Source organism: Bradyrhizobium sp. USDA 3650 (genome assembly GCF_054057395.1).
Window position 1 is genome coordinate 2,420,361 of the sequence record NZ_JBSRZG010000001.1, and the last position, 12,320, is coordinate 2,432,680.

Consider the following 12,320-nt stretch of genomic DNA (forward strand, 5'->3'; position numbering starts at 1 on the left):
CACTTAAGCGCGGGAGAATATGTCACGTCTAACGCCTAGCATGCTGATTGCAGCGACGAGGATCAGAATAATGACGTTCACAGCCAACTCGGATAGCGGGCTGTGAAGCATCGCGTAATGCGCGTAGCTCAGCCCCATGAGGCTCATACGAAGGACGTTCACTGCGATGACGCATGCGCATACAAGTCCGCACCAGAGGATGTCTTGCGGGCGCCTTCTGTGGCCTGTCATTTCGCTGATCGCGATCCAACACAGCAGGCCGAGCGATACATTTGCGAGCGACGAACACGACGGGAAGATCGCGAGTGTTCCCGAGTGATCAGCAAACTCGACCATATTGGCGTGCCGATCCGTTCCCAGCATCCATCCGACAAGCCACGCATCGATTGCCAGCACATATTTTGCGAACATATCAAAGATGAGGCGGCTCCACAGCATAGGAACCGTCGTGGCCAGGAGAATGACTGCCCCGCGACGCAATGGTTCGGATACCTGCTGGGTCGACAACACGTAGATGCTCAGCATGGCAACAGCGATCCAACTAGCCGCGCCAATGGGAAGTGCGATGACCAGCAAGAGAATGGCCGCAAGGGCAACGTCGACGGCACGCGCCAGCTCAGTTCTGTCGGACAGGACCAGCGAAATTCCTGCAAAGCATGCCGCGATAACCACGGCGCTCACATCGAACGTGCCCAAAACGGCATCCTGCCATCCGATCCGATGCACCGACGAAATGGCTTTCGCGGCCAAGCCGTTGATGCAACCGATTATGAATACCCCCGCATAGAGCTCGCCGCGGGTCGGGCAATATTTCAAGATGGCGGTCATATCTTCAGCCATTTCGCTCGATGACCTGCTCCTGGACTTCAAATTCCAGGCGCGCCCCGCGGCCAAGGAAACTCATCTTGCTTCCGAGTGCCGGTTGCGGACCAAGTCCGACTTCCAGAATAGCTGAAAGACCCACTTCAAAACAATAAAATTAAATAGCGACAAAAAAGCGTGACGCTCATGCAGCGCTTCTCCATACTGATTTTATTGCTCTTTTCCCCCTTGAAATAATTTACCATAGCAATGCTATTTAATTAAATTTGGAAACGCTCTATGATTATTTAGGGACCTGGCGGACGCGTTTCCGGGACGCGGGCACAGCTGGGAAGCTTTTTACGCGGGCAAACAGTTTGTACGGTTGCGAACTACCGGGAGGCGATTTGTGTCATTGATAGAAGCGTTGCCAAATCCATCGAAGGAATATCGCTCCGACATTTGGGGCACCTTGTCCGACAAGGAGCGAGCGCAACTGCGCGCGTGGAACGACACTCAGGCTGATTTTCCGCAAGTTTGCGCGCAAGAATTGTTCGAGGCTCAGGTCGAGCGCACGCCGGACGCAATTGCGCTTACATTCGGAGAGCGCCGCTTAAGCTATAGCGATCTAAACGAGCGAGCCAACAGTGTCGCTCACTATCTCCGCAAGCGTGGGGTTGGTCCCAACACTCTGGTGGGTGTTTGCTTCGAGCGCTCTCCCGAACTGATCGTGGCCTTGTTGGCCGTTTGGAAAGCAGGCGGAGCATACGTTCCCCTTGATCCGGCCTATCCTAAGGAGCGGTTGTCCTTCATGATCGAGGACGCGAACCCGCTCGTCCTTCTAACGCAACAAGGGTGCCTGTCGCTCTTAACGACGCCTGTAGACAAGGTCATCTGCCTGGATGTCGATTCGCCAATCTTGAGCGGCGAGTCCAAGGCTAATCCCCCGTCGGCAACGATCCCCTCAAATCTGGCCTACGTCATGTACACGTCCGGCTCGACGGGCAGGCCGAAGGGGGCGATGATCGTGCATCGGGGCCTGGTCAATTACCTGTGGTGGGCGATCAAGACTTACCCCGTGGCTGCAGGGTTTGCCGTACCGGTTCACACATCGATATCGTTCGATTTGACGGTTACAAGTCTCTACACCACCCTTTTGGGCGGCGGGACCGTTGAACTTTTGCCAGAGGATGTTGGCGCTCAAGGGCTCATGGCAGCCCTCAAAGCCCCCGGAAAGCGAGGTCTCGTCAAGATCACGCCCGCGCATCTCGAGTTGCTTAACGCACAAATCGCGCCCGAGCAGGCCGCAGATGCAGCCAGCGCATTTGTGATCGGCGGGGAAAACCTCGTTGCCGAAACTCTCCGCCTCTGGCGCGAACATGCGCCTGCGACGCGTTTGTTCAACGAGTACGGTCCGACCGAAACAGTCGTCGGCTGCTGCGTGCACGAGGTTCAAATTGGTGATCCGACAAGCGGCTCTGTCTGCATCGGACGTCCAATCGCCAATACACAGCTCTACGTTCTGGAGGAGAACATGAAGCCGGTCGCGCCCGGAGTGGCGGGCGAGCTGTTTATCGGTGGGACTGGCGTTGGCCTCGGTTACTTGAACCGGGCCGAATTGACCGCGGAACGATTCCTGTCGGACCCATTCAGCACTGAAACAGACGCGCGCCTCTATCGAAGCGGAGACCTGGCTCGTTTTCGCAACGACGGCATCCTGGAGTATCTCGGCCGAGCGGATGATCAGGTGAAAATTCGCGGCTACCGCATCGAGCTCGGTGAGATCGAAGCCAATCTCGCGGCCGAACCCAACGTGCAAGCGTGCGCCGTGATTGCTCGCGAGGACGAGCCAGGAAACCGTCAGCTCGTGGGATACATCGTCCCCCGTTACGGTGCGCTGGACATGAACGAGCTAAAGGAATCGTTGGGAACCCGCCTGCCCGAATACATGGTCCCTTCGCAATTCATGCTGCTCGAAGCCCTCCCGCTCACCCAGAACGGGAAGGTCGACCGAAAGGCTCTCCCCGCGCCTCTTGCTGCCAGCAGGGGCGAGGGCGGCCCCCCACGAACCGAGACTCAAAAGGCCATTGCCGCTGTCTGGCACGAGCTGTTGCGGACGGAAGGGATCGGCATTCAGGATGATTTCTTTGATCTTGGCGGGCAGTCTATGACTGCCGTCGGTCTTGTTGCGAGACTGCGCGCGCTCTTCAATATCAACCTCGAGATTGCTGTTCTGTTCGAGCGACCGACGATCGCCGGACTTTCGGAGGCGATCGATATGCTCGTGATCACCAACCAGAGCACCAGTACTTCTCCAGGCGCTCGTGAAGAGTTCAATCTGTGATGGATGATGCAGCCCTCCTTTCGACGCTTCGCGCCCGCGACGTCCGCCTGTGGATCGAGGATACGCAATTGAAGTGCAGCGCCCCGGTAGGGGCGTTGGATGATGAGCTAAAGCAGGCGCTTGCCAGCCGCAAGCAATCGATCATGACAATTCTCCGGCAAGCCGAAGCCCGGAATATCGAACGAACCTCGATCGTGCCTATCAAGCCAGATGGATCGAGGCCTCCGATATTTGCAGTTTCTGGCCACGGCGGCGACATCTTTTGTATGCTTCCGTTAGCGCGACACCTGCACGCGGAGCAGCCGATGGTCGGCATTCAACCGCCTGGTCTCGATGGCAGTGAGCCGCTCTCAACGGTCCAAGATCTCGCACGTTATGAAGTCCAGCAAATCCGCAAGTACCGTCCGGAAGGCCCCTATCTGATTGCAGGGCACTGTGCAGGCGGAGCTTTAGCCTTCGAGGTCGCGCAACAGCTCACAGCAATGGGACAGAAAGTGGCCCTGCTTGCGCTCATAGGCAGTGCGTATCCGACGATGTTCAATCCAACATCGCTGTTGCTCGTACGCCTTTCCAGCTACCTGAAAGTGCTGACCCCGAGCGCGTTCAAACGCCGCCTTCAATTGAGGCTCGAACGACAGAAGGGCGTGGAACTCGTGGGAGCCAGCAATCTCGCCGCCAGAAGCCGGGTAGAGAATGCAACAGTCGCGGCGGTCCACAACTATACGCCGCGGGTTTATGACGGCCATGTCGACCTCTTCATTACAGCCGACTGGTGGCATCGCGCACACCTTTGGAAGCCGTTTGCTCGTTCGGTCAGCGAACACCATCTTGAGAAGTTTGAGGTCAATGATCTATTGATCGGCGAGCACGTCGGCGTCCTCGCCGGCGCAATGCAAGAGCGGCTAAACCAGATCGGCGCCTGAGGCTCCGATACGCGCTTGGCGGCGAGAAGCCGCCAAGGTCCCGGCCGATCCCCATTCCGGGCGCACTGCAAGAATTTGGCAACGGCAGCACCAGGTCAAGACGATTGTGATGGCAGCCTGGATGCCACCCGCGTCGAACGGCCCGATTTGGCTCAAAGCGAGGAGCCGATCACTTCCTTTAACACCTCGTTCGCACCTCCGTATATGCGCTGGACCCGGCTGTCGGTCCACAAGCGCGCAATTGCGGATTCCTGCATGTAGCCGTAGCCGCCGTGCAACTGCACGCACTCGTCTATGATCCGACACTGGCTATCAGTGAGCCAGTATTTGGCCATGGCCGCGGTAACGGTATCGAACTGACCATTGATAAACTGCTGGATGCAATTATCCACGAACACCCGACCGACATGCGCCTCGGTCCTGCATTCGGCGAGCTTGAAGCGCGTGTTCTGCAGGTCCAGCAGAGGTTTGCCGAATGCCTTACGTTCCTTTACGTATGCGGTGGTGATTTCGATGGCGCGCTCCGCTGCCGCGACCGCGCTCAGTCCGATCGACAGCCGCTCGTATCGAAACTGATCCATCATTTGAAACAGGCCGCGCCCCTCGCTCGGGCCAAGCAGGTTACCGACGGGAACACGCACTTCGTCGAAAAACAATTCACAAGTGTCTTGAGCGTGCCGACCGACCTTCTCGAGTGGCTCGCCTACCCGATATCCCGGGAGATCTTTGGTCTCAATCACAAGCAGTGAGAGGGCTCTCGGCCCGGACACTCTGGGATCAGTCCGGACCGCGAGACAAACAAGACCGGCCTGCCAGCCGTTTGTGATGAACGTCTTTGATCCATTGATCACATAATGATCGCCATCTCTTTGCGCTGTGGTTCTGGTGCTCTGGAGATCCGATCCCGAACTGGGTTCCGTCAATCCGACCGCACCAACAAGTTCGCCAGCGGCCATTCGCGGCAGCCATCGAAGTTTCTGCTCTTCGTTTCCATAGGCGAGGATATAATGTGCAACTATGCTCTGAATGTTGAAGCCGAAGTGGACACCGCTCCGAGCAAGCTGTTCGATGATAACGGCCTCATAGGCGAAGGTCCCACCTCCCCCTCCATACTTCTCAGGTACGTCCGGAAGTAACAATCCAACCTGACCTGCCTTGAGCCAAGCCGAAGCGTCGGGGAAGCCACGTTCGGACCAACGCGCATGGTTTGGGACAAGCTCCGCTTCGATAAACTGTCGAACCGAGTTCTGAAAGATCCTTGTCTCATCGCTCATCCAAGGCGATTCAGGACGTGTCGGCATCATCATCTCAACTCACATTCGGATCGTGCACACCAACGATGCAGCATCGGCCAAGCGTTTGGCAAGGGGCGCAGGCGCCATTTCTTGAATCGGTCAAGGCAGATAGTAACAACAGAGAGAGCCAATTCGGAGCAAGACGCCGCGTGGCGGGACGATGGCTTGCCTCCTGATCGGGGATTTAAGACTGGCCCGACGTAATCGCATGGCCCTTTGCCAAATCACGCATTGCGATCATTCCGATCGACACATTCGGTCAACCTCGACCCACTTGCGTTCCGTGACAGGCATGCGTCTTCAAGCAAGACAGACGATTGCATTGTGCCGAGCACGTCCGTCGCGTGAGTGCGGCCGTCCGACCTCCAACCGACGGCAACGGCATTCGGTAGACCGCCGGTTTGGTCAACCCGAACCCCTATCTTTCGGTCTCCTGCGAGGCCGGGACAGAATCCCAGATCGACCGACTTGGCAAAAAGGGGCTCGGCGCCAGGATTGTCATTAACGAAACTGGTAGTGCGCCCCTATTCGCTCGGAGCGAGCAGTAAAAGCGGTCCGCCCCCGTCGCAGCGACCCGTATCGAAGTGCTCCGAATGGCCAATGACTTTAACGCCTAACGCAAAGCAAAATAATAAATCATATTGCAAATTTTTGTTTTATATATAATAAAATAAACCCGATTTAATATGACCCGCCGTTTCCTGCTTACGGCTGATAGTGAATTTTACACCACCACGGCAGGCATTTTCCATAGTGGAGTAATTGCATTGTGCGGCTTTGTTGGCATTTTCGAGTTCAAGGAACCACTCGAAACGGCGCGTAACCGCGCTTTGGAAATGTCCAAGATGATCAGACATCGCGGACCAGATTGGAGCGGCGTCTACTCGAATGAAGGCGCAGTGCTTGCTCATGAGCGACTTTCAATCGTCGATGTGGAGCACGGGGCCCAACCCCTGATAGACGAAATGGCGGGTCGGGCGCTGGCCGTAAATGGCGAGATCTACAACCATGTTTCGCTTCGAGAGAAGCTGAAGCAACATCACGCCTGGAAAACGAAATCCGACTGCGAGGTCATCCTCTATCTTTATGACGAATATGGCCCCGCCGTGTGCAATATGCTCAGCGGGATTTTTGCGTTTGCTTTGTTCGATGAAAAGAAGCGTGACTTTTTTGTCGCGCGAGACCACATCGGCATCATTCCGCTTTACATCGGGTGGGATCGTGCCGGCGCAACCTACGTCGCGAGCGAGATGAAGGCTCTGGACGCCACCTGCGAAACGATCCAGGAATTTCCGCCAGGCCATTACTATACTGGGCGGGACAGGACTTTCGTCAAATGGTACAATCCATCCTGGGAGCACCAAGCGCCCGACGGAAAAGGTTTCGCTTCAGAAACTCCGGACGGCACTTGAGACTGCGGTCAAGCAGCAACTCATGTGCGACGTTCCCTACGGCGTTTTGATATCCGGCGGCCTGGATTCGTCTCTCATCGCCGCCATCGCCGCGCAACACCGGTTCAAACGAATAGAATCAGGCGATACCGAGGAAGCTTGGTGGCCTCGCCTTCACTCCTTTTCCGTGGGGCTTGAAGGCGCTCCGGATATGCGCTTCGCGCGTAAGGTGGCCGAGCACATCGGAACGGTTCACCACGAGATTGTCTTCACGATCCAAGAAGGGCTTGATGCAGTGGCGGATGTCATCCGTCATCTCGAGACGTTTGACGTTACGTCAATTCGAGCGGCAACGCCCATGTATCTGATGGCGCGCAAGATACGGTCGATGGGCATCAAGATGGTGCTTTCGGGAGAAGGCGCGGATGAAGTGTTCGGCGGATATCTGTATTTTCACATGGCCCCGAATGCACAAGAATTTCACGAAGAGACTGTTCGAAAGCTGTTCGCCTTGAGCAAATACGACTGCTGTCGCGCTAACAAGGCCACAGCCGCCTGGGGGCTCGAGACGCGCGTACCATTTCTGGACAAGGAATTTCTGGACTACGCCATGTCAATAGACCCCGCGGACAAGATGTGCCCGGGAAAAAAAATCGAAAAAAGCATTTTGCGAGAAGCCTTTCCCGACCTTCTACCCGATGAGATTCTGTGGCGTCAAAAGGAGCAGTTTTCGGACGGTGTCGGCTATGGCTGGATCGATTCCCTGAAGGACTACGCGAACAGCAAGGTCACTGATGAAATGATGTCAATCGTGGAGCGGACATTTCCGAACCAGACGCCAACTTCGAAGGAGGGCTATCTGTACAGGACCATCTTCGATCGCATTTTCCAAAATCCGACCGCCTGCCTCACGGTTCCGGTAGGCCCGTCGATCGCTTGTTCGACGCCCACCGCATTTCGCTGGTCGCAGGAATTTGCGAAAATGGATGATCCTTCAGGAAGGGCTGTGCGGAGCGTGCACCTTCAGGCAACAGAGTCGGTCTGATTGTCCCTGGAGCGTCGCGGCAAAATTACCGCCCGGAGGCTCGACGAGAGTGGCTTAGGAGACCGCTAAAGGATCGGCAATGTCGAAATGGGGAAACCGAATGCATCTGCCTTCGGTCTCCCTTTCGTCAAGGGCTAAACAGCGATGATCGTGCTGATTCCAATGAACCGTTCGCGTTCGAGTACCGAGCGACTTTGGTTGCTCAGTCCTGCTTGCGACGTCGCTTCATCAGCCAATAAACGCCGTATGCCGCGGCCGCGAGCGGAATACCCGCACCGGCGATGGGCCCCGGAGCGCCATGCACCCCACCATTGGCCCAATTGGTGGGAGATCTTCCGCCGTAGACCCAGTCGTTAGACGAAAGAGCAGCGTTGTAGAAAACATAGCCGCTGGTTGCGGTACCCGACACGGCTAACAGAACTAAGACAATCTTCAAAATTGCGGACATGTTCAGCTTCCCGTCACCTGTTATAATTCTGATCTTCTAACACAAATATACATCCGACACCTGAAAATTAAACACACCGCGGCATTTGATCGCATTTATTATCAAATGCAATCCGTGACTTAGGGTTCCAGTTTTTCATAATCCGACCACTTGATTCACGATTAATTTCGCCTCTCGTCGATTTAAATTTTGACGTGCACTAACTTATCGATATGGTTGGAACGGGCCTGTCCGGATTTCGCGCAAGCTTTAAACTTGCGGGTGTCTTGGCCGGCCTGTCACGGAACGCGGGAAAGACCGGATGCTGCAGAACACCGACAGATCGAGGACTGCGCTCGGCAATGCCGACGGCCCGCCGCCGGGGGGCGCGACCGGAATCGGTCCGCTGGTGAATTTGGCACGTGGATTTTTGCGTCGTCAGTACGCCATCGTAATTTTTGGCGCGGTCCTCGCCCTGGCTGCTGGCCTGATCTACCTTCGCATCACGCCACCAACTTACACAGCTCAAGCGCGCATCCTGTTGGGAAATCAAAAGGCGCAGTTCATTCAGCAACAGTCTGCCGTTGCCGAACCGTCCTTTGACCCGAGGGAAATAGAAACCCAGCTGCAAATTCTCAGATCCAAGGCTATCGCAAGCGATGTCATCGACAAACTCGACCTCACGGCCGACCTGACGAGGAACACGGACTCTCCATTGACATTAATGGGACGCCGCCTTCGCAAGTGGTTTGGTGGCACACCAGGCCCCGATGAAAGCGAGTCACAGGCGCGACTGGCTGGCGACGTTATGACGGCGTTCCAAGAGCGGCTTACAGCAGCGCGCGTGAACTTGAGCAACGTGATCGAACTGACTTTCAGCTGGAATGATGCGGCGCGTGCGGCCCAGATCGCCAACGCAATTGCCGACGCGTACATCGCAGATCAGCTCAATGCAAAATTCGAGGCCAATCGAACGGCAACTCTCTGGCTGCAACAAAGAATAAAGGCGCTGGGAGATCAGGCTGAAACCGCTGAGCGCGCGGTCAACGCCTACAGATCTCAAAACAACATTTTCTCGACGGAAGGAAAACCTATCGACGAGCAGCAAGTCACTCAGGTGAATAGCCGCATCGTAGCGGCCCGGGCTCAAACGGCGGAATTGCTCGCGCGCCTAAACCGCTATGAAAGTATTCTCAAGGAGAATCCCTCTAAGGGGGAGTCAATCGGCACACTCGACGCCTCTGGATCGGATGCGCTGGCGAGCCCTATTATCAACAGTCTGCGCCAACAATACCTCGAGCTGGTCAGGCGGGAAAGCGAATGGTCGGCGCGGTTCGGCAAGGACCACCTCAGTGTCGTCAACCTGCGCGCTCGAATGCGCGAAATTCGAGCGTCCGTACTCGACGAAGTCCGCCGCCTGGCAGAAACGAGCCGGAGCGACTACGAGGTTTCCAAGCAACGCCAGCAAGATCTCGAAAAGCAGTTGTCAGAGGCCGTTTCGGTGTCACGGGCGACGAATTCGGCGGAAGTCACTCTGCGGGAGCTCGAAAGCCGAGCCAAAGGCTATCGAACGCTCTACGACACGTTCCTGCAGCGATATATGGGATCGGCGCAGCAAGAATCCTTCCCTATTTCGGATGCCAGGGTCATCTATCCCGCCTCCATTCCTCAGAGCAAAAGCAAGCCCAAGACGACAATCATACTTGCGATCGCCTTGTTCGGAGGTCTTGGTCTTGGCGTTGGACTGGGCTTGCTCAGAGAAACGATGGACCGGGTGTTCCGGACGCCGGATCAGCTCGAGGCAGCTCTGCGCCTCCCCTGCCTTTCCGTCGTTCCACTTCTGCAAGCGGCCAGGCTTCGGAAACTGAAAGCCAGCCTACTGCCGGATCGGGAAACCGGCAGGAGGACGGTTTCCACGCATTCGCCTTTGCATTGGGCCGTGATGAATATGCCGCTGTCGCGGTTTGCGGAATCGATTCGCTCAATCAAATTGGGCATTGACCTCAATCCGACGCAAACGACAAACAAGGTCATTGGCATAACGTCTTCACTGCCCCATGAGGGCAAGTCGACGATCGCGGCGTCTCTTGCCCAACTGATCGGACAGGGGGGAAAGAGCGTAATCCTCGTCGACTGTGATCTCAGAAACCCGTCTCTATCAAAGGCCCTCGCGCCGGATGCGAGCGTCGGTTTGCTTGAGGTCATTTTCGAAAAATGCTCTTTGGAAGAGGCGATCTGGCAGGAGCCAAAGACGAATTTGGCCTTTTTGCCGGTGGTTAAGATTCGGCCGCTGCTTCATAGCAGCGAGCTTCTGGCAACCGAACACATGCGCAAGTTGTTCGCTCGCTTACGAACCACCTATGACTATGTGATTGTCGACCTGCCCCCTCTGACGCCCATCGTCGACGTCCGCGCCACGGCGACGCTGGTCGACTGCTTTATGCTTGTCGTCGAGTGGGGGAAAACCAAAATCGATGTGGTGCAACACGCCCTGCACACGGCACCAAATGTCTATGAGAACCTGATTGGCGTCGTTCTTAACAAGACAGACATTCGGGCGATGCTCCAGTACGATTCCCACAGAAGCGACTACTATAGCGACGACCACTACGTGCACTACGGTCTTACCGACGCTTAACACTATTTTTGCGCGCTTTGCGTTTGTTGCATTTTGGCAACATTCTCGCACCGAGTTGCTGGGGCTGTCACGACGGCCTGTCCAGATTCCATACAAAATGGCATTCTCCCCAGCGCTGACTTTCCGACGAGCGTGCGGGGGATCTCCTGTTTACCATTGCGCAAATGACGGTGAAACGAACTGCCATGCTCCTAGTGCTGTTTTGCGCCGGGTGTTCGATCGTGCCGACGACTGGACCGCAGGGGGTCGATGTACTCAACAAATCAGAGGGCGGACAGCCAGTTAGCGTTCCTTACGCGCTTGTAAAGGTCACCCCCGAAGTCGTTCAGACGCTCGGTCAATATATACCGAGGTTGTCGACGGCATTTGCCGACCGGTCGCCGCCGAAGGCATTTCGCTTCGGCATCGGTGATATCGTCAGCGTGACTATTTTCGAGGCCGCGGCCGGTGGGCTGTTCACGTCCGAGAATGGCGTGCGGGCTGGAAACTTTGTGACAGTCCCCAATCAGGCGGTCGACGAGAACGGGAACATCGCTGTTCCGTACGCCGGAGAGGTGCGGGCAAAAGGCCGCTCGCCTACCGAGGTTCAAGCGGACATTGTCGGCAAGCTCAAGGCACGTGCGCTTGAACCGCAGGTGGTGGTCTCAGTCGCCCAGCAAAACACATCACTTATCAGCGTTCTGGGGGATGTGCGCACAGCTGGCCGCTTCCCTGCAAGCCCTTCGGGTGAACGCATCCTTGACGCAATTGCGAGAGCCGGCGGTCCAGGCACTCAAGGCTACGATATGTGGGTCTCGCTTGAGCGATCGGGTCATCGCGCCAGCGTGCCTTTTGGCGCTCTCTTGTACGAACCCACGAACAACATCTACGTGCTCCCGAGCGACGTGATCTATGTGTTCGGCCAGCCACAGACATTCGTCGCGGTGGGTGCTGCTGGCGCATCGGCCTCTGCCGGTCAGGGCCTCTACAAGTTTGACGCGTGGAGACTTTCGCTCGCGGAAGCTGTCGGCAAGCAGGGCGGCCTTAACGACTCCCTCGCCGATCCAAGCTGGGTGTTTTTGTATAGAGGCGAAACGCGCGAAGTTGCGGCGCGACTTGGCGTGGATTGTACGAAGTTTGCCGGCCCAATCATACCTATCGTTTATAATGTCAATCTTCGCGATCCGTCGGGGTATTTCCTCGCACAAAATTTCGAAATGAGGAACAAGGACGTGATTTACACATCGAACGCCGCGTCGGTTGAGACGACGAAATTCCTGACTTTCCTGCGGACCATCATGGCTACCGCGAACGACCCCATCACCTACGCGACGAACGGACTTATCCTCAGGAACACCATTCAGGGTACTGGCTCGGCAACGGTCATCACAACGCCCACACCGATTCACTGAAGTTGGCCATTGTGATGGCGACGGATCTCATCGAGCACAGCCACGAGGCCCTTTCCCTGCGACAT

General features: G+C 56.2%; 9 protein-coding genes. 6 read left to right on the forward strand and 3 right to left on the reverse strand.

The window, feature by feature from the left end:
- Positions 1 to 3: 3 nt before the first annotated feature.
- Positions 4 to 828: a hypothetical protein gene (locus ACVIN2_RS11430; protein ID WP_035973829.1), complete on the reverse strand. Its 825-nt coding sequence runs from the start codon at positions 826 to 828 to the stop codon at positions 4 to 6.
- Between the two features lie 382 nt (positions 829 to 1,210).
- Between ACVIN2_RS11430 and ACVIN2_RS11435 the strand changes: the two genes are divergently transcribed.
- Together ACVIN2_RS11435 and ACVIN2_RS11440 are read left to right on the forward strand one after the other, a co-directional pair.
- Entirely contained in the window at positions 1,211 to 3,145 is a 1,935-nt protein-coding gene (locus tag ACVIN2_RS11435; protein ID WP_007606840.1) for a non-ribosomal peptide synthetase, read from the forward strand.
- A complete protein-coding gene (locus tag ACVIN2_RS11440; protein ID WP_007606839.1) occupies positions 3,145 to 4,068 on the forward strand; it encodes a thioesterase domain-containing protein in 924 nt (307 codons plus the stop codon). The genes ACVIN2_RS11435 and ACVIN2_RS11440 overlap by 1 nt, the downstream gene beginning before the upstream one ends.
- A 152-nt stretch (positions 4,069 to 4,220) precedes the next feature.
- Here ACVIN2_RS11440 and ACVIN2_RS11445 read toward each other — a convergent pair whose 3' ends face one another.
- A complete protein-coding gene (locus ACVIN2_RS11445; RefSeq protein ID WP_007606838.1) occupies positions 4,221 to 5,372 on the reverse strand; it encodes an acyl-CoA dehydrogenase family protein in 1,152 nt (383 codons plus the stop codon).
- Between the two features lie 677 nt (positions 5,373 to 6,049).
- Here ACVIN2_RS11445 and ACVIN2_RS11450 point away from each other — a divergent pair.
- Together ACVIN2_RS11450 and asnB are read left to right on the forward strand one after the other, a co-directional pair.
- Positions 6,050 to 6,775 carry a hypothetical protein gene (locus ACVIN2_RS11450; protein WP_456765693.1) on the forward strand — a complete coding sequence of 242 codons (726 nt, stop codon included), beginning with the start codon at positions 6,050 to 6,052 and terminating at the stop codon, positions 6,773 to 6,775.
- A 22-nt stretch (positions 6,776 to 6,797) separates the two neighbouring features.
- Positions 6,798 to 7,799 carry an asparagine synthase B gene (asnB, locus tag ACVIN2_RS11455; protein ID WP_456765694.1) on the forward strand — a complete coding sequence of 334 codons (1,002 nt, stop codon included), beginning with the start codon at positions 6,798 to 6,800 and terminating at the stop codon, positions 7,797 to 7,799.
- A gap of 202 nt (positions 7,800 to 8,001) precedes the next feature.
- Here asnB and ACVIN2_RS11460 read toward each other — a convergent pair whose 3' ends face one another.
- The gene (locus tag ACVIN2_RS11460; RefSeq protein ID WP_007606836.1) at positions 8,002 to 8,247 is read right to left on the reverse strand and encodes a hypothetical protein; all 246 of its coding nucleotides are present in this window, start codon (positions 8,245 to 8,247) and stop codon (positions 8,002 to 8,004) included.
- 301 nt (positions 8,248 to 8,548) lie between these two features.
- On the opposite strand from ACVIN2_RS11460, the gene ACVIN2_RS11465 reads away from it, so the two are divergent.
- Positions 8,549 to 10,864: a polysaccharide biosynthesis tyrosine autokinase gene (locus ACVIN2_RS11465; protein ID WP_456765695.1), complete on the forward strand. Its 2,316-nt coding sequence runs from the start codon at positions 8,549 to 8,551 to the stop codon at positions 10,862 to 10,864.
- A gap of 185 nt (positions 10,865 to 11,049) precedes the next feature.
- Entirely contained in the window at positions 11,050 to 12,255 is a 1,206-nt protein-coding gene (locus tag ACVIN2_RS11470) for a polysaccharide biosynthesis/export family protein (protein ID WP_035973828.1), read from the forward strand.
- The last annotated feature ends 65 nt before the right edge of the window (positions 12,256 to 12,320 follow it).